The organism is Actinomycetospora succinea (assembly GCF_004363095.1).
In the GTDB taxonomy this organism is placed as follows: Bacteria; Actinomycetota; Actinomycetes; order Mycobacteriales; family Pseudonocardiaceae; genus Actinomycetospora; species Actinomycetospora succinea.
Genome location: NZ_SNYO01000004.1, coordinates 312,121 through 336,408 on the forward strand (window position 1 = coordinate 312,121; position 24,288 = coordinate 336,408).

Genomic DNA, 24,288 nt, shown 5'->3' on the forward strand with positions numbered 1-24,288 from the left:
TGTACCGTTACGGACACAACGCAGCGCGGGGTGGAGCAGCTCGGTAGCTCGCTGGGCTCATAACCCAGAGGTCACAGGTTCGAATCCTGTCCCCGCTACGACACCGGCGTCGGAGTCCTCTCCGGCCGCCGGGATCCCCTGGCCCAGGGCGACGGGCACCCGACGCGGGGTGGAGCAGCTCGGTAGCTCGCTGGGCTCATAACCCAGAGGTCACAGGTTCGAATCCTGTCCCCGCTACGCGCGACACGGCCCCCGACCGCTCCGGTCGGGGGCCGTCGTCGTTCGTGCGGCGGGCGAGGATGGTCGCCCGGATTCTGGCGAGGGGCGCCCCTCGCCGATCTGTTCGAGCGGGGGGACCCCTCGCTCAGAACCGCAGCGGCGCCGCGCGCGCCGGCCTTCTGGCGAGGGGCGCCCCTCGCCGGTCTATCCGAGCGAAGGTGCCCTTCGCTCAGAACCTCAGGTCGGGCGAGCGACCGCCGGCGGCGGGCGGAACGAGCCGTCGGGTTCCGGCACCAGGTCGTGCACCGCCACGACGGCGCCGAGGTCCAGCGGGCCGTAGACGTGCGGGAACCACGGGCCGCGCGGGTCCTCGTCACCGGCGTGGCCCACGCCCGGCTCCCAGCGCACCGGGGCGTCGAGCAGTGCCGGGTCGACGACCAGCACCACGACGTCCGTCCGGCCCGCGAAGAGCCGCGAGGCGGGCAGGTGCACCGTGCCGGGGTCGGAGCAGTGCACGAACCCCACGTCGTCGAGCGACGGCGGGCGTCGGGCACCGGAGACGCGCGCCTCCTCGAGCTCGTGCCGCGTGCAGACGTGCAGGATCACGGACTCGACCCGTTCGCGCGGGTCGGGCGGTGGGCCTCCCAGCGCCACACCTTGACCCGTCGCGCCCCGCCCGGCCCCGACTCGTCGCGGCGCCGGGACTGCACCCGCACGAGCCCGTTGGCGGTCAGCACGCTGGCCGCGGGCGCCCGCTCGGGCAGGGTGTGGGCGACGATCGTCTGGACCGCCGGGTCGGAGAACGCGCGCGCGACCAGGGCCCGTGTCATCGCCGTCGCCCAGCCCCGGCCCTCGAAGGGCGGGAAGGTCCAGAACGCGATCTCGAGCCGGCCGCCGCGCAGGGGCCCGCTGAAGCCGCAGGTGCCGACGACCTGGTGGTCGCGGGGGTCGACGGCCAGGAACGTGCGCGGGTGCATCGTCGCCGGGATGCCGTACGCCGGGGTGTCGCAGGCGGCCGGCGCGCCGAACGAGGCGCCGTCGCCGCTCTCGCTGCGCAGCACGGCGTCCACGAGGGGCTCGACGCCGACCGTGCGCAGCTCGGCGAGGCCGGGTGCGCCGGGGCCCGTGAGCCGCTCGTCGACGGGCACCAGGACGACCACCGAACCTCCACCCGTGCACGTGACGACGACCGACAGCGACGCTCGACCGTAGCCAATACGGGTGGTCGCGCGGGAGCGGACCCACGGCTCCGGACGGCCGCGACCCGACCCGTGACCGGCGACCCGGACGGATCAGGCACTCTGGAGGGCATGGAGCTCGCCCGCATGCTGGTGTACTACGCGCTGTTCGTGCTGTGGCTGTTCATCGTGGGCCGGCTCGTGGTCGAGATCGTCCGCAGCTTCGCGCGCGACTGGCACCCCGCGGGCGGCACCGCGGCGGGCCTCGAGGTGCTCTTCATGGTGACCGACCCGCCGGTCAAGCTCCTGCGCCGCCTCATCCCCGCGGTGCGCATCGGCAACATCAGCCTGGACCTGTCGATCATGATCCTGCTGCTGGTGACGTTCATCCTCATGCGGGTCGTCGACCCCCGCTGAATACTCGGTGGGGCCCGCTGCACCCCTCGGCGGCCGCCGCCCACCCCCGCACGTCCTCGAGCGGGCGCCCCACCACCGGAGCTGCCACTGTGTCCCCCGTGAGCCCCGTGCGCGACCTCGTCACGTTCATCTCCTCGGCCGTGCGCTCGCCGGCCGTCATCGGCGCCGTCGCGCCCAGCGGGCGCGCCCTCTCCGACCTGCTCGCCTCGGTGGCGCCGGCCGAGGGCCAGCCGGTCGTCGTCGAGCTCGGCCCCGGCACCGGCGTGGTCAGCGCCGCCCTGCGCCGGCGCCTCCCCGAGGGCGCGCGCCACATCGCGGTCGAGATCGACCCGGGCATGGTCGAGCACCTGCGGCGCACGCGCCCGTGGCTCGAGGTCATCCAGGGCGACGCGGCGGACCTGCAGAAGCTGCTGGCCGACACCGGGGTCGACCGCGTCGACGCCGCGGTCAGCGGGCTGCCGTGGACGCTGTTCCCGGAGTCGGCGCAGCGGGGGATCATCGAGCAGGTCACGCGGGTGCTCGCGCCGGGCGCGGCGTTCACCACGTTCGCCTACAGCCACGTCACGCGCTTCCCCACCCAGCGCCGCTTCCGCGGGGTGCTCGAGGAGGCGTTCAGCGAGGTGACCGTCACGCCGACCGTGTGGCGCAACCTGCCGCCGGCGCTGGCCTACCAGTGCCGCCACCCGCGGGCCTGACGGCTACCCCTGGGCCGCCACCCGCGGCCCGATGCCCGCCACCGAGAGGTCGGCGGGCTCCGCAGCGTCGCAGAACTCGGTGAGCAGCGCCGCGAAGCGGTGAGGCTCGTCGCAGTGCGGGAAGTGCCCGGCGCCCCCGAAGAGCTCGAGGCGGGCGTGGGGGACGAGCGTCGCCGCCCGGCGCGCGTGCCCGACGGGGATCACGGGGTCGCGGTCACCCCAGACGATCATGGTCGGCAGCCCCTCGGTGAGGTAGAGCCGCTCGGTGCTGCTGACCCGCTGCCCGCCGGGCCCGATCACCGCGCGGACGGTGTCGACGAACGCGTCGAGGTGGGCCCGCTCGGTGAGCGACGCGGCGTGGCGGGCGGTCTCGCGCAGCGACACGGCCTCGGCGCCGAACGAGGGCAGCGCGGCGGCGAGCCGCAGGCCGCGCACACCGAGGTCGAGCACCCCCGTCGAGGCGAGCACGGGCAGCACGTACTCCGCGCCGGGCAGCGCGGCGAGGCGCAGCAGCGGGCTGACCCCGCGCCCGAGGCCGCCGGAGGAGACGAGCACGAGCCGCGAGCACATCTCCGGGAACTGGTAGGCGAACTGCATCGCCACCCCGCCGCCCAGGGAGTGCCCGACGACGGTGACGCGCCGGTGCCCGAGCACCGCGAGCAGGTCGCGCAGCCCGTTGGCGTAGGCGCCCATCGAGAAGTCGCCGCCCACCCCCGCGGACTCGCCGTGGCCCAGCAGTTCGGGGGCGAGCAGCAGCCGGTCGCAGCCCGTGCGCTCGAAGGCCTCGAGCACCGGCGTCCACGTCTCGGCGCTGCCGGCGATGCCGTGCACCAGCACGACGACCTCCGGATCGTCGTCACCGACGACCTCCGGGCAGGCCTCGACGTACGACATCTGCTGGCCGTGCAGCGTGCGGGTCCGGCGCGTGGCGGTCATCGGTGATCATCCTGTCCTGCTCGGGCCCGACGGGCAGCAAGGTGCCCGATGGCGTTCCGGCACAATCCCGGCACGATGTCCGGAGCCCGCCCCGTCCTCACCGCCGTCCTCGCGGCGCTCGCGCTGGCGATCACCGCGTGCGGTGGGCAGCCCGCCGCCCCGCCGGCGCCCGCCCCCGCGGACACCCCGAGCGCCCGGTCCGCCGCCCCCGCGCCGACCCCCGTCGACCCGGCCGCCACCTGCGTCCAGCAGACCCTCGACGGCCTCGACACCCGCGGGCGCGCCGCGCAGCTGATCATGGCCGGTGTCCCCGCCGACGGGCTGACCGGCGCCGGACGCGCCGCGCTGGCCGAGGGCGCGGGCGGGGTGATCCTCACCGACGCCGCGGGCGGCGAGGCCTCGGCGGCCCAGGTCGCGGCCACGACGCGCGCGGTGCAGCAGGCGGCCCGCCTCCCCGTGACGATTGCGACCGACCAGGAGGGCGGGAAGGTCCAGGACCTCAAGGGCGCCGGGTTCACGCGCATCCCGTCGGCGACGGCGCAGGGCCGCGACGTCGCCGGGCTGCGCGGCGACGCGGAGGGCTGGGGCCGCGAGATGTCCGAGGCCGGGGTGACGCTCGACCTCGCGCCCGTCGCCGACGTCGTCGACCCCGCCCTCGGCGAGGCGAACGAACCGGTGGGCGCCCTCGACCGCGGCTTCGGCACCGATCCGCGCCGGGTCGGTCAGGCGGTCACGGCGTTCGTCCAGGGCCTGGACGCGGGTGGCGTCGACGCCACCCTCAAGCACTTCCCGGGCCTGGGCCGGGTGCGCGAGAACACCGACTTCGCGGGCGCCGCCGACAGCCGCACGAGCGTCGACGACCCGGGTCTCGCGTCGTTCCGCGCCGGCATCGCCGCGGGCGCGCCGGTCGTGATGATGTCCTCGGCGGTCTACGAGCGCATCGACCCGGACAACCGCGCGCTGTTCTCCCGCGAGGTCGTCACCGACCTGCTGCGCGAGCGGCTCGGGTTCACCGGCGTCGTCACCACCGACGACGTGGGCGCCGCGCGGGCGGTCGCCGACGTGCCGGTCGGGCAGCGGGCCGTGAAGTTCGTCGAGGCCGGCGGGGACCAGGTGCTGACGATCGAGCCGGGCGACGTCGAGCCGATGGTGGACGCGCTGGTCGCGGCGGCCGACGACCGGGCGTTCGCCGACCGCGTCACCGAGAGCGCGCGCCGGATCCTGGCGCTCAAGGCCGATCGCGGGGTCCTGCGCTGCGGTGGAGCGCCTACCGGCGGGTAGCCGGACCTGCGGCGGTCGGGGCCCCGTGCCAGAGTGGCGCCCGTGGACCTGAGCTACACCGCGGACGAGGAGCAGTTCCGCACCGAGCTGCGCGACTGGCTCGCGGCGAACATCCCGGTCGAGTGGGCCGAGGCCGGCTTCTGGCGCTCGCTGGACGACGCCGAGTCGTTCCGCCTGCGCCGGGAGTGGGAGGCGTCGAAGACCGCCGCCGGCTTCTCCGGCATCCAGTGGCCGACCGAGTACGGCGGCCGCGGCGGGACGCCCGGCATGAAGGCCATCTACGACGAGGAGATGGTCCGCGCCCACGCGCCGCAAACCGTCAACACCCTCGGGCTGACCTTCCTCGCGCCGACCGTGATGGCCATCGGCACCCCGGAGCAGAAGGCCGAGATCATCGGGCCGATGCTGCGCAACGAGGTGATCTGGTGCCAGGGCTTCTCCGAGCCCGGCGCCGGCTCCGACCTCGCCGCGGTGGCGACCCGCGGGGTCCGCGACGGCGACGACTACGTCGTCAACGGCCAGAAGATCTGGACCACCAACGCCATGCACGGCGACAAGATCTTCACGATCGTGCGGACCGAGCAGGGCTCCGAGCGGCACAAGGGCCTGTCGATGATGCTCATCGACATGAACCAGCCGGGCGTCGAGGCCCGCCCGCTCAAGCAGATGAGCGGGGCCAGCGAGTTCGGCGAGGTGTTCTTCACCGACGCCCGCGTCCCGGTCAAGGACTGTCTCGGCGAGATCGGCCAGGGCTGGCGCACCGCGATGCTGCTGCTCTCCTTCGAGCGCGGCGCGTCGGGCGTGGGCCAGTACACCGAGTTCCGCCGCCAGTACGACGAGATCGTCGAGCAGATGCGGCGCTTCGGGCGCTCCGACGACCCGGTGGCCCGCCAGAAGCTCGCGCACTGCCTCGTCGAGCTCGAGTGCCTGCGCTACCACGCGATGCACATCCTCACCCAGGTCGAGCAGGGCCGTGACCTGGGCTCGGAGTCGTCGATGACCAAGCTGCAGTGGTCGGAGACCTTCCAGGACCTCTGGGAGGCCTTCGACGACGTCCTCGGCCCCGAGGCCTCCCTGGAGCGCCCGCGTCCCGACGTCGACCTCGCGCCGTTCCAGGCGCAGGCCATGTGGTCGCGGTCGGTCACCATCTGGGGCGGCTCGTCCCAGGTCCAGCGCAACATCGTCGCCGAGCGCGTGCTCGGCCTGCCACGGTAGAGACGGTAGAGGAGCCCCAGCCCGTGTTCTTCGCGCTGACCGACGAGCAGCAGGCGTTCGCGGAGACGGTCCGCGACTTCGTCGCCGACCGCTTCGACCTCGACGCCGTGCGCGCCGTCGTCGAGGACCCGGACGGCGACGGCCACCCGCTGACGCTGTGGAAGGGGCTCGCCGACCAGGGCGCGCTCGCCGTCCTCGTGCCCGAGGAGCACGACGGGCTGGGCCTCGGGCTGCTCGACGCCCAGGTCATCGCCCGCGAGCTCGGGCGCGCGGTCGCGCCGGGCCCGTGGACGACGTCCGTGCTCGCCGCCGAGGCGCTGCGCCTCGCCGGCTCGCCCGCGCAGCAGGCCGCCTGGCTGCCGGGCCTGGCCGCCGGCGAGACCGTCGGCACCGTCGCCCTGCGCGGCGAGGCCGGGTCGTGGGACGGCCGCGGCATCACGGTCGACGCCTCGGGCGAGCGGCTCTCCGGCACCGCGTCGCCGGTGGACTACCCCGCGGTCGCGGGCCTGTTCGTCGTCGCCGCGACCGACGCGGAGGGCGCGCCCGGGCTGTATCTGGTCGAGGCCGGCGCGCAGGGGCTCGCGATCCGCGACCAGCGGACCTACGACGGCACCGCGCGCGTCGGGGCGGTCGAGCTCGCCGACACCCCGGCCGAGCTCCTCACGGGCGGGACGCTCTCCGGCGGCGACGCCGTGGCCGCGCTGATGGCGCGGGGCGCGGTGCTCACCGCCGCGGACCTCGTCGGCGGCGCCCGCGAGGCGCTGACCCGGACCATCGACTACGACCGCGACCGCAAGCAGTTCGGCGTCCCGGTCGGGTCGTTCCAGGCCATCAAGCACACGATGGCCGATCTCCACGTCGGCGTGACGATGGCCGAGCACGCGGTGCTCTTCGCCGCCCATGCGCTCGACACCGACGACCCGGGCGCCGACATCGCCGTCGCGGTCGCCAAGGCCAAGGCGGCCGAGGCCGCGTGGAACGCGACCGGCGCGATGATCCAGTTCTTCGGCGGCATCGGCTTCACCTGGGAGCACGAGGCGCACTTCTTCTACAAGCGCGCCCGCCGCCGGGCGCCGCTGTTCGGGTCCGCGGACGAGCACCGGGAGCGACTCGCGGTCCTGACCATGGACTGACCCCTTGTCGTGATCTCGGTCACTCCGGTGGACTGAGGGTGTCGACGCGATGACGCGTCGGGACACGCGAGGTGGTCGCCATGAGTGGATCGAAGGCGGGCGACGGCGCCCGGAGAGGACGCAACGGGCGGGCGGGGAGCGAGCTGGCTCCCGACGACCCGGCCGCCCTGCGCTCGGTCGCGATCGTCGGCCCCATGGCCGCGGGCAAGACGACGCTGGTCGAGGAGCTGCTCGCCGCCGCGGGGGCGATCACCCGCGCCGGTTCGGTCGCCGCCGGCACCACCGTCACCGACCACGACCCGGACGCCCGCCGCCAGCAGCGGTCGGTGGCGCCGGCGGTCGCGTCGCTGACCCACCGCGACGTGAAGATCAACCTCGTCGACACCCCGGGGTGCCCCGACTTCCTCGCCGAGGTCCGCGCCGGTCTGCGCGCGGCGGACGCGGTGCTGTTCGTCGTCGGGACCGCGGACGCCGCCGACGGTGTCGCCGCGCCGACCTCCGCGCTGCTCGCCGAGTGCCGGCGCGCGGGGCTGCCCGCGATGCTCGTGCTCAGCCGCCTCGACCACGCGCGCGCCGACGAGGCCGCCGCGCTGGCGACGTGCCGCGAGGTCGCGGCCGGGTCGGGCGAGGTGCTCGTCCCGGTGACCCGCACCGAGCGCGGCGCCGACGGCACGATCACCGTGCGCCCGTTGCTCGCCGGCGACGACCCCACGGCCGACGACCCCGACGGTGTCGATCCGGATGGGCTGCGCCGCGAGCTCGTCGAGACCCTCATCGAGCAGAGCGAGGACGAGGCGCTGCTCGAGTCCTGGATCGGCGGCGAGCCGGTCGCGCTGGACGCCCTGCGCGCCGACCTCGCGACGGCCGTGGCGCGCCGCTCCCTCATCCCCGTGGCCGGGGTGTGCGCCCCGGACGGGGCCGGCATGGAGAGCCTGCTCGACCTCGTCGTCGACGCCGTCCCGCCGCCCACGGCCCACCAGCCCCTGCCGGCCCACACCCCCGACGGCGCCGGGCACGCGCCCGTCGACCCCGACCCCGACGGGCCGCTGGTCGCCGAGGTCGTGCACACCGGCACCGACGCCCAGGGCAGCCGGGTCTCGCTGGTGCGGGTGTTCTCCGGTCGGCTGCGCCCCGACACCGCCCTGACCGCGTGCTGCGACCCGCTGCGCATCCCGGCCCCGCGCGACGGCTCCCACGACAACGACCCGACCGGTGCGGAGGCGCGGGGGAGCGAGACCGTGCGCGTCAACCGCGTCTACGCGCCGCTGGGGGCGACCCTGCGCGAGGTGCCGTGGTGCGTCGCGGGCGACGTGTGCGCGCTGACCCGGCTCGGCGCGGTGACGACCGGCGACACCCTGTGCGCCGCCGAGGACCCCGTGGGGCTCGACGGCTGGGAGCTGCCCGAGGCGCTGCTGCCCGTCGCGGTGACCGCCGCCGACCGGTCGGCCCAGGACGCGATGGCCCGCGGGCTCGCGCGCCTCGCCGCCACCGAGACCACGCTGCGCGTCGAGCGCAACGAGGACACCCACCAGATCGTGCTGTGGTGCACGGGGGAGGCGCACGCCGACGTCGTGCTCGCCCGCCTGCGGGCCTCGGGCGCGAGCGTCGAGGTCACCGACGTCGCCGTGCCCGAGCGGGAGACGGTCGCCGGGCCGGCCACCGGGCTCGGGCGGCACGTCAAGCAGTCCGGCGGGCACGGCCAGTTCGCCGTGTGCCGCATCGAGATCGAGCCGCTGCCACGCGGGTCGGGGGTCGAGTTCGTCGACAAGATCGTCGGCGGCGTGATCCCGCGGGCCTACATCCCCGGCGTCGAGAAGGGCGTGCGCGCCCAGCTCGAGGCCGGGGTCACGCCGGGCCGACCCGTGGTCGACGTGCGCGTGACGCTGGTGGACGGCAAGGCCCACAGCGTCGACTCCTCGGACCAGGCGTTCCAGACCGCGGGCTCGCTCGCGATCAAGGAGGCCGTCGCCACCGCGGGCACGGTCGTCATGGAGCGGCTCTACGAGGTCGAGGTCGAGGTGGACGACGCCCAGCTCGGCGCCGTGCTCGGCGACCTCGCGTCCCGCCACGGGCGGGTCCTGGGCACCGAGCCGGGGGAGAGCGGCCACACCCGGGTGCGCGCGGAGGTGCCGGAGCAGGCCCTGCTGCGCTACCCCGTGGACCTGCGCGCCCTGACCTCGGGGACGGCGAGCTTCACGCGGCGGTTCAGCCGGTACGAGCCGGTGGCGAGCGGCTGACCCCTTCCCCGATGCGTGGGCGTCTGGCTACCGTCCGCGCATGACGCAGACCCCACCCACCGCGTCCACGACCGACCCCGCGGCCGTCCGGCGGGTGGCGGTCGCGAGCCTCGTCGGCACCACGGTCGAGTGGTACGACTTCTTCATCTACGCCAGCGCGGCGGGGCTGGTGTTCAGCCAGCTGTTCTTCACCGCGCTCGACCCGACCACCGCGCTGCTGGCCTCGTTCGCGACGATCGGGGTCAGCTTCGTGGCGCGCCCGCTCGGCGGGGTGATCGCGGGCCACCTCGGCGACCGGCTCGGGCGCAAGGGGATGCTCGTCGCCACCCTGCTGATCATGGGCCTGGCGACGACGGGCGTCGGCCTGCTGCCCACCTATGCCTCGATCGGCGTCGCCGCGCCGATCCTGCTGCTCGTGCTGCGCCTGCTGCAGGGCCTGTCCGCGGGCGGCGAGTGGGGCGGCGCGGCGCTGATGGCCGTCGAGCACGCCCCGCCCGGCCGGCGCGGCTTCTTCGGCACGTACCCGCAGGTCGGCGTGCCGATCGGGCTGATCCTCGCCAACCTCGTGTTCCTCACGGTGTCCACGTCGACCACCAAGGAGCAGTTCCTGTCCTGGGGCTGGCGGATCCCGTTCCTGCTCTCGATCGTGCTGGTCGGCGTGGGGTTCTTCGTGCGCCTCAAGGTCGACGAGAGCCCGGTGTTCGAGCATCTGCGCGACCAGCGGGCCCGCCGGTCGTCGCCGATGCTCGCCGTGCTGCGCGACCAGCCGCGGGCGCTGATCGTCGCGATCGGGCTGTTCATCGCCAACAACATGATCGGCTACCTGCTGATCGCCTTCATCACGTCGTACGGCACGCGGGTCCTCGGGCTGTCGAGCGCGACGATGCTCGCGGTCGGGATCGCCGGCGCCGTGGTGTGGGGCGTCGCGATCATGTGGAGCGGGGCCTGGTCCGACCGCGTCGGCCGGCGCCGCGTCTACCTCGTGGGCACGATCCTGCTGCTCGTCTGGTCGTTCCCGTTCTTCCTGCTGCTGGACACCGCGTCGCTGCCGTGGATGCTGCTCGCCGTCGTCGTGCTCGGCGTCGGTCTTGGCCTGACGTACGGTCCGCAGGCCGCGGCGTACGCCGAGCTCTTCCCGGCCGCCGTGCGCTACAGCGGCGCCTCGTTCGCCTACGCGGTCGGCGCGGTGCTCGGCGGCGGGTTCGCGCCGCTGGTGGCGCAGGCGCTGATCGGCGCCACGGGCACCTCGCTGTCGGTGTCGGTGTACATGGTGATCGTCTGCCTGATCACGCTCGCCGCCGTCCTCGCGATGCGCGAGGGGACGGCGGCGGAGCGGGAGGCGTTCGTCGTCGGCGCTTAGGCGGCGGCCGCGAACGCGGACGCGTGGTCGCGCGCGAAGTCCACGAGGTCGATCGCCGGGCGGCCGGTGACCTGCTCGACCGCGGGGTCGACCGTCGCCGCCTCGCCCCGCGCGTAGTGGGCGTAGTCCTCGACGAGGCCCGCGAGCTGCCACGGCGGCAGGTACGCGGCCAGCGCCTCGGCGAACGCGGCGGGCGCGACGTCGTCGAACGCCACGGGGCGCCCGGTCGCAGCGCCCAGCGCCTCGGCGATCTCGGTGTGGGTCACGGCGCGCGGGCCGGTCAGCGTGTAGGTCGCGTCCGCGTGGCCCGGCTCGACGAGCGTGGCGGCGGCGACCGCGGCGATGTCACGCACGTCGACGGCGCTGACCGCGGCGTCGCCGATGGGAGCGCCGAGCCGGCCGGTGTGCGCGATCGGCCCGGCGAACGCGAGCAGGCCCTGGAGGAACAGGTTGGGCCGCAGCACCACGGACTCGATCGGCAGCGTCGTCAGGTGCGCCTCCACCGCGGCGTGCCAGCGCAGGAAGCGCACCGGTGAGTCGGGGCGGGCGGCGTACTGGGAGAGCACGACGAGGCGCCGCACGCCGGCGGCGACGGCCGCGTCGGCGAAGCGGATCTGGCGCTCGGCGGCCCGCTCCGACGACGGCGTGACGAGGTAGGCGGCGTCGACCCCGTCGAGGGCGCCGTCCAGGGGACCGTCGAAGTCCGCCACCGCGGTCCGGTGCCCGGGGAAGCGCTCGGCCTGCGCCGCCTCGCGGACCATGACGCGCGGCGTCGTCCCCCGCGCGGCGAGGGCCGTCAGCAGGGCCGCGCCGGTGGCGCCCGTCGCGCCGGTGACCAGGATGTCCGTGCTCATCGTGTGCCTCCTCGGGTCGTGCGAGAGCACTGCTCTCGAAAGCGAGGATGGCACCGGCCTGCCCGCGTGGCAAGAGCAGTGCTCTCGTCAGGGTCGCGGGCCGCCCCGCACCGGGCGATTACGCTGGGGGAGTGGACGACACGACCGCGACCGAGCTGAAGGACCTCGCCGCCTCCCTGGACAGCGTCGAGGCGGCGATGGACCTCGAGGGTCTGCGGCGTGAGGTGGCCGAGCTCGAGCAGCAGGTCGCCGCCCCCGACCTCTGGGACGACGTCGAGACCGCCCAGAAGCTCACCAGCGACTTCACGCACAAGCAGGCCGACCTGCGACGTGCCGAGTCCCTGCGCTCGCGCCTCGACGACCTCGGCACGCTCTACGAGATGGCCGACGAGTCCGAGGGCTCCGACGCGACCGAGCTGCGCGCCGAGGCCGACGGCGAGCGCGAGTCGCTCAAGACGGACGTCGACGCCTTCGAGGTCCGCACGCTGCTCTCCGGCGAGTACGACGAGCGCGACGCGCTGGTCACCGTCCGCGCCGAGGCCGGTGGCGTCGACGCCGCCGACTTCGCCGAGATGCTCATGCGGATGTACCTGCGCTGGGCGGAGCGCCACGGCTACCCCACCGAGGTCTACGACACGTCGTACGCCGAGGAGGCGGGCATCAAGTCGGCCACCTTCAAGGTGTCGGCGCCCTACGCCTACGGCACGCTGAGCGTGGAGCAGGGCACCCACCGGCTGGTGCGCATCTCGCCGTTCGACAACCAGGGCCGGCGCCAGACGAGCTTCGCCGGCGTCGAGGTCGCGCCCGTCGTCGAGTCGACCGACCACGTCGAGATCGACGAGAAGGACCTGCGCGTCGACGTCTACCGCTCGAGCGGCCCCGGCGGGCAGGGCGTCAACACCACCGACTCGGCGGTCCGCCTGACCCACCTGCCCACCGGCATCGTCGTCTCCTGTCAGAACGAGCGCTCGCAGCTGCAGAACAAGGCGTCGGCCATGGCGGTGCTCGCGGCGAAGCTGCTCGCGCGCCGCCGCGAGGAGGAGCAGGCGCTTCTCGACTCGCTCAAGGACTCCGGCTCGAGCTGGGGCAACCAGATGCGGTCCTACGTCCTGCACCCGTACCAGATGGTCAAGGACCTGCGGACCAACCACGAGACGTCGCAGACCACGCAGGTGCTCGACGGCTTCATCGACGGGTTCCTCGACGCCGGCATCCGCTGGCGCAAGCAGTCCGACGCCGCGTAACGAACCCCGCCCGGGGAGATCACAGCGCGTCAGTAGCATCACGGGCCGTGATCCGGCTGGAGAACGTCTCGAAGGTCTACCCGACCTCCACGCGGCCGGCGCTCGACGACGTCACGATGGGCGTCGAGCGGGGCGAGTTCGTCTTCCTCATCGGGCCGTCCGGATCGGGCAAGTCGACGCTGCTGCGCCTGCTGCTGCGCGAGGACGTCCCGTCGGGCGGCACGGTCTGGGTCGCCAACTGGAACGTCGGGCGGCTCGCGCGCCGGCGGGTGCCGCGCCTGCGCCAGCGGATGGGCTGCGTGTTCCAGGACTTCCGGCTGCTGCCGAACAAGACGGTCGGCGAGAACGTGGCGTTCGCCCTCGAGGTGATCGGCAAGCCGCGGCACACCATCCGCACGGTGGTCCCCGAGGTGCTCGACATGGTCGACCTCGGCGGCAAGGCCGACCGGATGCCCTCGGAGCTCTCCGGCGGCGAGGCGCAGCGGGTCGCGATCGCCCGCGCCTTCGTCAACCGGCCCCTGGTGCTGCTCGCCGACGAGCCCACCGGCAACCTCGACCCCGAGACGGCCGGCGGGATCATGACGCTGCTCGAGCGGATCAACCGCACCGGCACGACGGTGCTGATGGCCACCCACGACCGCCAGATCGTCGACAGCATGCGGCGCCGGGTCGTCGAGCTCTCCAGCGGCAAGCTCGCGCGCGACGACGACCGCGGCGTGTACGGGACGGTGCGCTGACCGTGCTGTTCGTCTGGAGGGAAGCCCTCGCCGGGCTGCGGCGGAACCTGACGATGTCGATCGCCATGGTCATCACGACCGCGATCTCGCTCGGGCTGCTCGGCGCCGGCCTGCTCGCGGTGCGCACGATCGACCGCACCGAGGACCTCTACTACTCGCTGATCGCGGTCCAGGTCTCCCTCGACGAGCCGACCAGCGCCGAGGACCCGGACTGCTCGACCCCGGTGTGCCGCGACCTGCGCGCGCAGCTCGAGGGCAACCCGCTGGTCTCGTCGGTGGAGTACGAGAGCCGCGACGCCGCGTTCGCGCGCTTCCAGCGGATCTACGCGGGCCAGTCGATCCTGCAGCTCGTGCGCCCGCAGAGCCTGCCCGCGACGCTGCGCGTGACGATGAACGACCCGCTGCGCGGCACCGAGATCGTCGACCAGTTCACCGGCAGGCCGGGCGTGCGCATCGTCGTCGACCAGCGCAGCACCGTCGCCGACCTCTTCTCGTTCCTCGGCAGCGTGCGCAACCTGACGTTCGGGCTCGCGATCGTGCAGACCCTCGCCGCGCTGCTGCTGATCTCCAACACCATCCAGCTCTCGGCGTTCACCCGGCGCACCGAGGTCGGGATCATGCGGCTCGTCGGCGCCACGCGCTGGTACACGCAGGTCCCGTTCCTCATCGAGGCGGTGGTCACCGGCGTCGTCGGGGCCGTGCTCGCGACGGGCGGGCTCGTCGCGGCGAAGGCGTTCTTCCTCGACCGCGTGCTGTCCGGGCGGCTGCTCGCCAACACGATCCCGCCGATCGGGATGAGCGACGTGCTCGGTTACGTTGGACCGGTACTGGTGGTGGTCGGCGCGGTGATCGCCACCGCCACGGGGTACGTGACCCTGAGGCTGTACGTCAGGACCTGATCGGCAGGAGGTGGACGCTGTGGCGAAGACGAAGACGTTGCCGAACAAGGCCAGCAGCAACCGCCCCGAGGAGCGGCGCAAGGTCGTCGCCACCAACCGCAAGGCCCGCTACGACTACACGATCCTCGACGTCTACGAGGCGGGGATCGCGCTGCAGGGCACCGAGGTCAAGAGCCTGCGCGCCGGGCACGTGTCGCTGAACGACGCGTACGGCGAGGTGCGCGACGGCGAGGTGTGGCTGCGCGGCCTGCACATCCAGGAGTACGACTTCGGCTCCTGGACCAACCACGAGCCCCGGCGCGTGCGGAAGCTGCTGCTGCACAAGTCCGAGATCGCCCGGCTGGTCGGCAAGACGCGCGAGACCGGGCACACCCTGGTGCCGCTCTCGCTGTACTTCAGCGGAGGGCTCTGCAAGGTCGAGCTCGCGCTGGCCCGCGGCAAGGCGAAGCACGACAAGCGCGAGGCGATGGCCGAGCGCGACGCCAAGCGCGAGGCGGAGCAGATCGTGGGGCGGCGGATCAAGGGGTGGTGAGCCCGGCCCGCGATCCGTTGACCACCCCTCCGGTGGACGACGCCGACATCCCGGCCTGGGTGGCCGCGACGGGCGTCGACGGGCTGGTCGACATCCACGTGCACTTCCTGCCCGACCGCATGCTGCAGAAGGTGTGGGCGTTCTTCGACCAGGCCGAGAAGAACTACGGCATGGCGTGGCCGATCCACTACCGCGAGCCCGAGCAGACCCGCATCGACCTGCTGCGCGGGTTCGGGGTGCGGACGTTCGCGCCGCTGGTCTACCCGCACAAGCCGGACATGGCGGCGTGGCTCACGTCGTGGGCGCTGGAGTGGGCGGCCGAGGTGCCCGAGGCGGTCCCGACCGCGACGCTCTTCCCCGAGGACTCCGTCACGACCTACCTCGGCGACGCGCTGTCGGCCGGGGCGCGGGCGGTGAAGGTGCACGTCCAGGTCGGCGACTTCGACCCGCGCGACCCGCGGCTCGACCGGGCGTGGGGCCTGGTCGCCGACGCGGGCGTGCCGGCGATCGTGCACTGCGGCGACGGCCCGCGGCAGGGCACGTACACGGGGATGGACGTGTTCGTCGAGGTGCTCGAGCGCCACCCGCGGCTCACCGCGGTGATCGCGCACGCCGGGCTGCCGGAGTACGACAGGACACTGAAGCTGCTCGACCGGTTCCCGAACGTCCACATCGACACGACGATGGTCGGGACGCCCTACACCGAGGAGTTCGCGCCGGTCCCCGCCGACTGGCCCGCGCGGCTCGCCGACGTCGCCGACCGCGTGGTGCTGGGCACCGACTTCCCGAACATCCCCTACGGCTACCACGAGCAGCTCGCCGCGATCGCGGGCTGGGCGGGCGCCGACGACCGCCTCGGCGCGGAGTTCCTGCGTTCGGTGCTGCACGACGCGCCGGCCCGGCTGCTCGGCGTGGCCTGAGCCCGGGGCGGGATGAACCGGGCGGCGCCCCGCGTTATGATCGATGGCCCGCACCGTGCGGGACCGAGGGGGTGACTGGTTTCGACTCCGAGTGGTTCACCAGGAGAAGCGTGCCGAGGAAGGCGACGATGATCTCGTTAACCATCCGTCGCAAAGATATAAGCGCCGATTCCAATCAGCGCGACTTCGCCCTCGCTGCCTAAGTAGCGAGAGCGGGTCTGTCGGCCCGGGTTCGTCACCGCCCCGGGTACCGGCATCAGCTAGGTGACTCACCGTCGGGCCCGGTCGCGGGGCCCGTCCGGGACATCTCACAGCGACTGGGATCGTCACACCGGCCCGTCCGCAGGACCGGTGGATCCGAGTAGAGACGACGCGGACTGCGCACGGAGAAGTCCTGGTTGCTGATCGGAGGACCCGGGTTCGATTCCCGGCACCTCCACCACCCGAGGTGACCGACGGGCCGGAGAGCACACGCTCTCCGGCCCGTCGTCGTTGGTCCGGGTGACCTCGTGCTTTCGGCCGGTCGGCTCTGTCCGATAGGCCGGTCGACTCAGCGTGAGATCAGGCGCTACCGTAGGCGCCCGGTGCTCACTCGTCCGGAGGAGCACAGCCCGGTGAGGGGGTGCGCGGTGGCCACGGAGCCCGACGACCACCCTGGCGCGTCCCCGGACGGCGGACCCCCGCCGGTGGCGTGGCCCGGCGCGGTCGACGCGGCGACCCGCGGTCTGGACGCCGTCCTGGGCCGCGAGGTCGCGATGGTGACGCTGCCGCCGGCCCGCGGTGACGACCTCGTGGTGCGCACCGAGCAGGTCCGCCGCCTCGCCGGGCTGCACCACGCCCACCTCGTCGAGGTGTTCGACGTCGACGGCCTCACCGAGGGCTCCGAGAGCACGCTGGTGCTCCAGAGCGTCGCCGGCCGGGTCCTCGAGCCGTCGGCCGACCTCGGTCGCTGGGCGCCGATCGCGGTCGCCGAGGTCGGCGCGCAGCTCGCGGCCGGGCTGGCGCACGCCCACGGGCGCGGCGTGGTCCACGGCGGCATCGGTCCCGCGAGCCTGGTCCTCGGCGGCACCCCGGGCGCCCCCTACGCCTGGCTCACCGGCTTCACCGCCGCCCTGCACCCGGCGCCGGTGGTGACGCCCGAGGGCAGCGAAGGTCCCGGGGACGTCGAGACCGCGGAGCCGCGCGTGCCCGCCCCGGGCCGGCCCGACGACGACGTCGCCGACCTCGGGCGCGCGCTCGCCGCGGTCCTCGACCCCAGCGCGCCCGCGGCGCCGGCCCTCCAGCAGGCGCTCGGCGACATGGTGCACGCCCGCGTCGGTGCCCGCGGCGCCGCCGAGTCCCTGGCCCGCGTCGCCGAGGTCCTCCGCCACGTCGACGAGGACGCGACGAGCTTCGTCCCGGTCGCGCCGCCGGCGCCGGCGGCGGAACCGGCCGGGGCGACCGAGGTCGTCGCCGCGCCCCGGCCCGCTCCCGAGCCGGTGGCGGTCGTGGCGCCCCCGGGCCGTCCCGGCCGCCGTCGCCGCCTCGCCGGGCGCGGGGTGCAGTTCGCGGCCCTCGGCGGCGCGGCGATCGCGCTCGCCGCCGCGTCGGGGTTCGTGCTGTGGTCCGGTGAGGACCCGGGCACGCCCCGGGAGGCCGGCGTGTCCGACCTCACCCCCCCGGCCGGACCGAACACCGCTCCGGTCGCCGTGTCCCCACCCGGGTCGTCGAGCACCACGGACGGCTCCGACGAGACCGTCTCCCGCGACGACGACGAGGACGACGACACCCCGACGCGCGGGACCACGACGCGCAGCCCGATCACCAGCGACGTCACCACGGCGCCGGGCCCGGTCCTCCCGCCGGTGCCGCCGACGGTCCCGCCGACCACCGTCGCGCCGACGACGGCGCCGACCGGCCCGACCACGGGACCCACCACCGGGCCGACCGAGCCGACCGGCCCGACGACGACCACCTCCGCACGCCCCGGTGGGGCGCGCGGGGCCACGCTCGCCGCTCCCTGAGCACCTGACGTCGGGCCCCTACCGGGCGACCCGGACGGTGGGGGAGCAGACTGCTCGTGGCCGCCGAACCCGAGCGCGAAGGAGCGTCCGAGAAGGCGATGGGTGCCGCACCGCAGCGGGATCGTCCCCCCGAGTGCCCGCCCGGCGACTCGGCACGCGCGACCCTTCCGTGGGAGGTCTGGGCGCTGCTCGCGGGCAGCTTCCTCGTCGCCGCCGGGTACGGGATCGTGGCGCCCGCGCTGCCGGTCTTCGCGCGCAGCTTCGGGGTCGGGGTCACGGCCGCGTCCGCGGTGGTCAGCGCGCTGCCGGTGATGCGGCTGCTGTTCGCGCCGGTGTCGGGCCGGCTCGTGGCGCGCACGGGCGAGCGGACGATGTACCTGACGGGCCTGCTGGTCGTCGCCGCGTCCACCGGCGCGTGCGCGCTCGCGACCAGCTACACCCAGCTGCTCGTGTTCCGCGGGCTCGGCGGCATCGGGTCGACGATGTTCACCGTCTCGGCGTTCTCGCTGATGTTCCGGCTGGCCCCCGAGGGGCGTCGCGGCCAGGCGAGCGGGCTGTTCACCGGCGCGTTCCTGCTCGGCGGCGTCACCGGGCCCGCGTTCGGCGGCCTGCTCGTCGCCGTCGACCTGCGCGCCCCGTTCGTCGTGTACGCCGTGGCCCTGGTGCTGGCGACGATCGTGGTCGGGGCGCTGCTCGCGCGCTCGCGGCAGGTCGGCGCGCGGCGTGACGGCACGCAGGAGACGCCGCTGACGATCGGTGCCGCGCTGCGGGTGCCGATGTACCGCGCGGCGCTGGTGTCGAGCCTCGCCACCGGCTGGGCGGTGCAGGGCGTGCGCGTGGCGCTGGTGCCGCTGTTCGTGGCCGTCGCGCTCGGCCGGGAGCCGCTGTGGGCGGGCATCGCGCTGACGGTGTTCGCGGTCGGGGACGGCCTCGTGCTCCTCGCGACGAGCGGGCTCTCCGACCGGCGCGGGCGCCGTCCCGTCGTCATGGCCGGGCTCGGGCTCGTCACCCTCGGCACCGCGTCGATCGCGCTGGCCCAGGTGCCGGGCGCCCTGGGGCTCGTGGTGCTGCTCGGCGCCTCGGCCATCGCCGGGGCGGGCGCCGGGCTCCTGCAGCCCGCGCAGGGCGCCGCCGTCGCCGACCTCGTGGGCTCGCGGCGCAGCGGCGGGCCCGCGCTCTCGGGGTTCCAGATGGCCGCCGACGTCGGGGCGATCATCGGCCCGATCGCCGCCGGGGCGCTCGCCGAGAACGCCTCGTTCCCCGTCGCCTTCGGCCTCAGCGCCGTGATCGCGCTGGTCGCCCTGGTCGCGTGGCAGCGCCTGCCCGCCGGTTCACCCCCCGGGGAGGCGGGAACCCGCCGCGCATGAGCGTTCCCTTCGGCGTCGAGGACACCTACACCGAGAGCGTCGATGCCGCGCTGGAGGAGGCGGGCGCCGACCCGGACGCGCCGCTGTGGCTCTTCGGCGACCAGCTCGGCCCGGCCGTGCACGCGCTGCCGCAGCACGCGGAGCGCGACGTGGTGCTCGTCGAGTCCGCCGCTGTCCTGCGCCGGCGCCGCTACCACCGCCAGAAGCTGCACCTCGTGCTCTCGGGCATGCGCCACCTCGACGCCGAGCTCGGCGACCGCGCGACGTACCACCGCACCGAGACCTACCGCGAGGCGCTGGAGAAGGTCGGGCGGCCGGTCGTCGTGCACCAGCCGACGTCGCACACGGCCGTGGAGTTCGTGGAGCGGCTGCGGAAGGAGGGGCTCGTGGCGGCCGTGCTGCCGCCGACGACGTTCGCGCGCCCCCGTGCCGAGTTCGAGTCCTGGGCGGGAGGCGGCACGCAGCGCAGCGGAGCTGACGCGCCGAAGGCCGGATACAGCGAATCGTTCACGATGGAGAACTTCTACCGCAACCAGCGCCGGCGCTTCGACGTGCTGATGGAGGGCGACCGGCCCGTCGGGGGCAAGTGGAACCTCGACCACGACAACCGGGAGCCCCCGCCGAAGAAGCAGACGACGCTCGGGGTGCCGGACCCGTGGTGGCCCACCGAGGACGAGATCGACGAGCAGGTCCGCCGCGACCTCGACGCGATGGACCTCCCGACCGTCGGCGAGGACGGACCGCGCCTGTTCGCCGTCACGCCCGACGAGGCGCGGAAGGCCCTGCAGCGGTTCGTCGAGCACCGCCTCGACCCGTTCGGGCCGCACGAGGACGCGATCCTCGAAGACGACCCGTGGATGGCGCACTCGCTGCTCTCCGTGCCCCAGAACCTGGGCGTCCTGCACCCGCTCGAGGCCGTGCACGCCGCCGAGCAGGCCTACCACGACGGCACCGCCCGCCTGAACTCCGTCGAGGGCTTCGTGCGCCAGGTCCTCGGCTGGCGCGAGTACATCTGGCACCTGTACTGGCACTTCGGGAAGGGCTACTCGCGGCGCAACGAGATGGACCACCGCACGAAGCTGCCGGACTGGTGGACCGAGCTCGACGCCGACCGCGTCACCGCGGCGTGCCTGTCGTCGGCCCTGCGCGGGGTCCGCGACCGCGGATGGGTGCACCACATCCCGCGGCTGATGGTGCTGGGCAACCACGCGCTGCAGCGCGAGTACCGCCCGAGCGCGCTGTCCGAGTGGTTCACCACGTCGTTCGTCGACGGGTTCGCGTGGGTGATGCCGCCCAACGTCGTCGGGATGAGCCAGCACGCCGACGGCGGGCAGCTCGCGACCAAGCCGTACTCCTCGGGCGGGGCCTACATCAACAAGATGTCCGACCACTGCGGCGGCTGCGCCTTCGACCCGAAGGTCCGCGTGGGCGACAAGGCGTGCCCGTTCACGGCGGGCTACTGGCAGTTCGTGCACCGCCACCGCGGACGCCTCGAGGGCAACCAGCGCACGGCCCGCGCGGTGGCGACGATGGACCGCCTGAAGGATCTCGACGCGGTGCTCGAACAGGAGCACGGGAGGCGCGACTTCTGACGGGGTGGGCGGGGGACCCCCGGCGTCGATCGGCGTCCATCGCCGTGTAACGTTGCGTCGCGTTGGGGCTGTGGCGCAGCTGGTAGCGCATCACACTGGCAGTGTGAGGGTCAGGGGTTCGAGTCCCCTCAGCTCCACCCACCACGCGAGGACCGTCGCCCACCGGGCGGCGGTCCTTCGTCGTTCCGGGCTGTGCCGATCCCCTGCCGGTCCCGGAGCCCCTGACCAGGAGCGATCTCCGCGGGCCGGAACGATCTACGACCGTTCGTCGTTGGACGCCTCACCCGCCGCGCCACGGGTCCGCATGGCGGTTACGATCCCTCCCGTCCGCACGAGCGGCCGACGACGGCCGCCGGGGTGGAGGAGACACACCGTGAGCAGGAGGCCCTCGTGACCGCCGTGGCACCCAAGCCGATCGCGACCACGCCGTACCCGGCGCGGGACTCGAAGCGCGGGTCGTTCGTCGGGCGGATGCTCAAGACGACGGACCCCAAGGACATCGCGATCCTGTACCTGGTCACGTCGTTCGGGTTCTTCCTGATCGGCGGACTGATGGCGCTGCTGATGCGCGCCGAGCTGGCCCAGCCGGGTCTGCAGATCCTGTCGGTGGACCAGTACAACCAGCTGTTCACCATGCACGGCACGATCATGCTGCTGCTGTACGCGACGCCGATCCTCTTCGGCTTCGCGAACTACATCGTCCCGCTGCAGATCGGTGCGCCGGACGTCGCGTTCCCGCGGCTGAACGCCTTCTCGTACTGGCTGTTCCTGTTCGGCGGCATCATCGTCGTGTCCGGGTTCTTCACCCCGGACGGCGCGGCCGCCTTCGGCTGGTTCGCCTACACGCCGCTCTCGGACGTCGTGCACTCGCCGGGCCTCGGCGCCGACGTCTGGATCGTCGGCCTGGTCGTCTCCGGTCTCGGCACCATCCTCGGCGGCGTCAACTTCGTGACGACGATCGTCTGCATGCGCGCCCCGGGCATGACCATGTTCCGGATGCCGATCTTCACCTGGAACATCCTGGTGACGGTCGTCCTGGTGCTCCTGGCGTTCCCGATCCTCACCGCGGCGCTGCTGGCCCTGGCCGCCGACCGCCACCTCGACGCCCAGATCTTCGCGCCCGAGCACGGCGGCGTGATCCTCTGGCAGCACCTGTTCTGGTTCTTCGGGCACCCCGAGGTCTACATCGTCGCGCTGCCGTTCTTCGGCATCGTCTCCGAGATCTTCCCGGTCTTCAGCCGCAAGCCGATCTTCGGCTACAAGACGCTGATCTACGCGACGCTGTCGATCGCGGCCCTGTCGGTCGCCGTGTGGGCCCACCACATGTACGCCACCGGCGCGGTGCTGCTGCCGTTCTTCTCGTTCACGACGTTCCTCATCGCCGTGCCGACCGGCATCAAGTTCTTCAACTGGATCGGCACCATGTGGCGCGGCCAGCTGACGTTCGAGACACCGATGCTGTTCTCGGTCGGCTTCCTCGTGACGTTCCTCTTCGGCGGCCTCACCGGCGTCCTGCTGGCCAGCCCGCCGCTGGACTTCCACGTGTCCGACTCGTACTTCGTGGTGGCGCACTTCCACTACGTGCTGTTCGGCACGATCGTGTTCGCCACCTACGCCGGCATCTACTTCTGGTTCCCGAAGATGACCGGCCGGATGATGGACGAGCGCATCGGCAAGTTCCACTTCTGGCTGACCTTCATCGGGTTCCACATGACGTTCCTGGTGCAGCACTGGGTGGGCAACGAGGGCATGCCACGCCGGTACGCGGACTACGCCCCCACCGACGGGTTCACGACGCTCAACACGATCTCGACGATCGGGGCGTTCATCCTCGGGGCCTCGACGCTGCCGTTCCTGTGGAACGCGTTCCACAGCTGGCGCTACGGGCGCCCGGTGGAGGTCGACGACCCCTGGGGCCACGGCAACTCGCTCGAGTGGGCCACGTCCTGCCCGCCGCCGCGGCACAACTTCACCGAGCTGCCCCGGATCCGCTCCGAGCGCCCGGCGTTCGAGCTGCACTACCCGCACCTCACCGAGCGCATCCGGCTCGAGGCCCACGTGGGCGGCGGGCACGCGTCCATCGGTGAGGCCGCGGCGGGGCAGACCGGCCAGGAGCACATCCCCGGCTCCGACCCCCGGAACAAGTGAGCCGCGCGGTTCCCGACGACCCCGACGAGTTCCCGGAGCCCGCGACGGTGCTCGCGGACCCGGTCTCGCCCGACGCGGATCCCGGGCCGGACCCGGTGCCGGTCCTCGTGACCGTCACCGGTCCGGACTTCCCGGGCGTCAACGCGGCGCTGTTCGCGGTGCTGGCCGAGCACGAGGCGGCCATGCTCGACGTGCAGCAGGCGACGATCCACCGCCGGATCACCCTCAGCGCGCTGGTCACGCTGCCCGGTGACCCTGCCCGCCTCGAGGCGGCGCTGGAGCTGACGATGCCGTCGCTGGGGCTGTCGGTCAGCGTCGAGACCGGCGGCGACGCGTCGGCCGTGCACCCGTTCTCGACCCACGTCGTGCTCGTGCTCGGGCGCCCGATCACCGCCGCGAACTTCGCCGAGGTCGCGCGCGGCCTCGCGACGCTGCGGGTCAACATCGACCGGGTGCGGCGGATCGCCGACTACCCCGTGACCGGGCTCGAGCTGCGCGTCTCGATGCCGGCCGTCGACCCGCCCGACGACACGGCGCTGCGCCAGGCGCTCGCCGCCGCCGGCCGCCGTGCCCGGTGCGACATCGCCGTCCAGCGCGTGGGGATCGCGCAGCGGACCAAGCGCCTCATCGTCTTCGACGTCGACTCGACGCTGATCCAGGGCGAGGTCATCGAGATGCTCGCGGCCCGCGCGGGCTGCGAGGACGAGGTCCGCGCGATCACCGAGGCGGCGATGCGCGGCGAGATCGAGTTCGCCGAGTCGCTGCACAAGCGCGTCCAGACCCTCGCCGGCCTGCCCGTCGGTGCGCTGGACGAGGTCGCCGACGAGCTCGAGCTGACGCCGGGCGCGCGGACGACGGTGCGCACGCTCAAGCGCCTGGGCTACCGCTGCGGCGTGGTGTCGGGCGGCTTCTCGACGATCATCGACCGCCTGGTCGAGGACCTGTCGCTCGACTTCTCCGCCGCCAACGAGCTCGAGATCGTCGACGGCCGGCTGACCGGGCGGGTGATCGGCGACGTGATCGACCGTGCCGGCAAGGCGGTCGCGCTGGAGCGCTTCGCCGCCGAGGCCGGGGTCCCGCTCGACCAGACCGTGGCGGTCGGCGACGGCGCCAACGACTTGGACATGCTGGCGGCCGCGGGCCTCGGCGTGGCGTTCAACGCCAAGCCGGTCGTCGCGGCGGCTGCGGACACGGCGCTGTCGTACCCGTACCTCGACGCCGTGCTGTTCATCCTCGGTGTGACCCGCGACGAGATCGAGGTGGCCGACGCGGCGGAAGGGCTGCTGCGCCGGGTCCCGCTGTGACCTCGCTGGCTCCTGAC

The 24,288-nt window shown here is 73.8% G+C and carries 21 protein-coding genes, 3 tRNA genes and 1 other RNA gene; 21 read left to right on the forward strand and 4 right to left on the reverse strand.

The features are described from left to right. Positions 1–24 precede the first annotated feature (24 nt). Both EV188_RS16595 and EV188_RS16600 read left to right on the forward strand, forming a co-directional pair. Positions 25–98, forward strand: a tRNA-Met gene (locus tag EV188_RS16595). Positions 99–163: 65 nt separating this feature from the next. Further along, positions 164–237, forward strand: a tRNA-Met gene (locus EV188_RS16600). A gap of 219 nt (positions 238–456) precedes the next feature. On the opposite strand, the gene EV188_RS16605 is transcribed toward EV188_RS16600, so the two are convergent. Together EV188_RS16605 and EV188_RS16610 are read right to left on the reverse strand one after the other, a co-directional pair. Then, entirely contained in the window at positions 457–825 is a 369-nt protein-coding gene (locus tag EV188_RS16605) for a DUF952 domain-containing protein (RefSeq protein ID WP_133827386.1), read from the reverse strand. Further along, entirely contained in the window at positions 822–1,379 is a 558-nt protein-coding gene (locus EV188_RS16610) for a GNAT family N-acetyltransferase (RefSeq protein WP_133827387.1), read from the reverse strand. Before EV188_RS16610 ends, EV188_RS16605 begins: the two co-directional genes overlap by 4 nt. A 150-nt stretch (positions 1,380–1,529) precedes the next feature. Between EV188_RS16610 and EV188_RS16615 the strand changes: the two genes are divergently transcribed. Continuing rightward, on the forward strand, positions 1,530–1,814 hold the full coding sequence (locus EV188_RS16615; protein ID WP_133827388.1) for a YggT family protein: 285 nt from the start codon (positions 1,530–1,532) through the stop codon (positions 1,812–1,814). A 98-nt stretch (positions 1,815–1,912) separates the two neighbouring features. After that, complete coding sequence (locus tag EV188_RS16620; protein WP_208114232.1) at positions 1,913–2,509, forward strand: class I SAM-dependent methyltransferase; 597 nt, start codon at positions 1,913–1,915, stop codon at positions 2,507–2,509. 3 nt (positions 2,510–2,512) lie between these two features. On the opposite strand, the gene EV188_RS16625 is transcribed toward EV188_RS16620, so the two are convergent. Beyond that, the gene (locus EV188_RS16625; RefSeq protein WP_133827389.1) at positions 2,513–3,445 is read right to left on the reverse strand and encodes an alpha/beta fold hydrolase; all 933 of its coding nucleotides are present in this window, start codon (positions 3,443–3,445) and stop codon (positions 2,513–2,515) included. A 75-nt stretch (positions 3,446–3,520) separates the two neighbouring features. On the opposite strand from EV188_RS16625, the gene EV188_RS16630 reads away from it, so the two are divergent. The 5 genes from EV188_RS16630 to EV188_RS16650 all read left to right on the forward strand — a co-directional run bounded on the left by EV188_RS16630 (position 3,521) and on the right by EV188_RS16650 (position 10,671). After that, positions 3,521–4,726 (forward strand): glycoside hydrolase family 3 N-terminal domain-containing protein, encoded by a 1,206-nt coding sequence (locus EV188_RS16630; protein WP_133827390.1) that lies wholly within the window; start codon positions 3,521–3,523, stop codon positions 4,724–4,726. A gap of 42 nt (positions 4,727–4,768) precedes the next feature. Next, positions 4,769–5,941: an acyl-CoA dehydrogenase family protein gene (locus tag EV188_RS16635; protein WP_133827391.1), complete on the forward strand. Its 1,173-nt coding sequence runs from the start codon at positions 4,769–4,771 to the stop codon at positions 5,939–5,941. Positions 5,942–5,964: 23 nt separating this feature from the next. Further along, positions 5,965–7,074 carry an acyl-CoA dehydrogenase family protein gene (locus EV188_RS16640; protein WP_133827392.1) on the forward strand — a complete coding sequence of 370 codons (1,110 nt, stop codon included), beginning with the start codon at positions 5,965–5,967 and terminating at the stop codon, positions 7,072–7,074. A gap of 80 nt (positions 7,075–7,154) precedes the next feature. After that, positions 7,155–9,311: an elongation factor G gene (locus tag EV188_RS16645; protein WP_133827393.1), complete on the forward strand. Its 2,157-nt coding sequence runs from the start codon at positions 7,155–7,157 to the stop codon at positions 9,309–9,311. A gap of 40 nt (positions 9,312–9,351) precedes the next feature. Next, the gene (locus EV188_RS16650) at positions 9,352–10,671 is read left to right on the forward strand and encodes an MFS transporter (RefSeq protein ID WP_133827394.1); all 1,320 of its coding nucleotides are present in this window, start codon (positions 9,352–9,354) and stop codon (positions 10,669–10,671) included. Here the strand turns inward: EV188_RS16650 and EV188_RS16655 are convergent. Next, entirely contained in the window at positions 10,668–11,525 is an 858-nt protein-coding gene (locus EV188_RS16655) for an NmrA family NAD(P)-binding protein (RefSeq protein WP_133827395.1), read from the reverse strand. The genes EV188_RS16650 and EV188_RS16655 overlap by 4 nt on opposite strands. A 131-nt stretch (positions 11,526–11,656) precedes the next feature. Here EV188_RS16655 and prfB point away from each other — a divergent pair, with 131 nt between their 5' ends. From prfB to serB, 12 genes are all read left to right on the forward strand, one after another. Further along, positions 11,657–12,769, forward strand: coding sequence for a peptide chain release factor 2 (prfB, locus tag EV188_RS16660; RefSeq protein WP_133827396.1), 1,113 nt, complete (start codon positions 11,657–11,659; stop codon positions 12,767–12,769). A gap of 47 nt (positions 12,770–12,816) precedes the next feature. Beyond that, complete coding sequence (ftsE, locus tag EV188_RS16665) at positions 12,817–13,506, forward strand: cell division ATP-binding protein FtsE (RefSeq protein WP_133827397.1); 690 nt, start codon at positions 12,817–12,819, stop codon at positions 13,504–13,506. Then, a complete protein-coding gene (gene ftsX / locus EV188_RS16670) occupies positions 13,503–14,405 on the forward strand; it encodes a permease-like cell division protein FtsX (protein ID WP_133827398.1) in 903 nt (300 codons plus the stop codon). The genes ftsE and ftsX overlap by 4 nt, the downstream gene beginning before the upstream one ends. A 19-nt stretch (positions 14,406–14,424) precedes the next feature. Next, the gene (smpB, locus tag EV188_RS16675) at positions 14,425–14,937 is read left to right on the forward strand and encodes an SsrA-binding protein SmpB (protein ID WP_279536750.1); all 513 of its coding nucleotides are present in this window, start codon (positions 14,425–14,427) and stop codon (positions 14,935–14,937) included. Next, the gene (locus tag EV188_RS16680; protein ID WP_133827399.1) at positions 14,934–15,857 is read left to right on the forward strand and encodes an amidohydrolase family protein; all 924 of its coding nucleotides are present in this window, start codon (positions 14,934–14,936) and stop codon (positions 15,855–15,857) included. The genes smpB and EV188_RS16680 overlap by 4 nt, the downstream gene beginning before the upstream one ends. A gap of 67 nt (positions 15,858–15,924) precedes the next feature. Then, positions 15,925–16,299, forward strand: a transfer-messenger RNA (tmRNA) gene (ssrA, locus tag EV188_RS16685). A 187-nt stretch (positions 16,300–16,486) separates the two neighbouring features. Beyond that, entirely contained in the window at positions 16,487–17,860 is a 1,374-nt protein-coding gene (locus EV188_RS16690) for a protein kinase family protein (protein ID WP_133827400.1), read from the forward strand. A 98-nt stretch (positions 17,861–17,958) separates the two neighbouring features. Further along, a complete protein-coding gene (locus EV188_RS16695) occupies positions 17,959–19,227 on the forward strand; it encodes an MFS transporter (RefSeq protein ID WP_133827401.1) in 1,269 nt (422 codons plus the stop codon). Further along, a complete protein-coding gene (locus EV188_RS16700; protein WP_133827402.1) occupies positions 19,224–20,819 on the forward strand; it encodes a cryptochrome/photolyase family protein in 1,596 nt (531 codons plus the stop codon). The genes EV188_RS16695 and EV188_RS16700 overlap by 4 nt, the downstream gene beginning before the upstream one ends. Before the next feature lie 64 nt (positions 20,820–20,883). Next, positions 20,884–20,956: transfer RNA gene (locus tag EV188_RS16705), tRNA-Ala, on the forward strand. Between the two features lie 253 nt (positions 20,957–21,209). Then, entirely contained in the window at positions 21,210–22,967 is a 1,758-nt protein-coding gene (gene ctaD / locus EV188_RS16710) for an aa3-type cytochrome oxidase subunit I (RefSeq protein WP_133827403.1), read from the forward strand. A gap of 47 nt (positions 22,968–23,014) precedes the next feature. Further along, positions 23,015–24,271: a phosphoserine phosphatase SerB gene (serB, locus tag EV188_RS16715; RefSeq protein ID WP_133827758.1), complete on the forward strand. Its 1,257-nt coding sequence runs from the start codon at positions 23,015–23,017 to the stop codon at positions 24,269–24,271. The last annotated feature ends 17 nt before the right edge of the window (positions 24,272–24,288 follow it).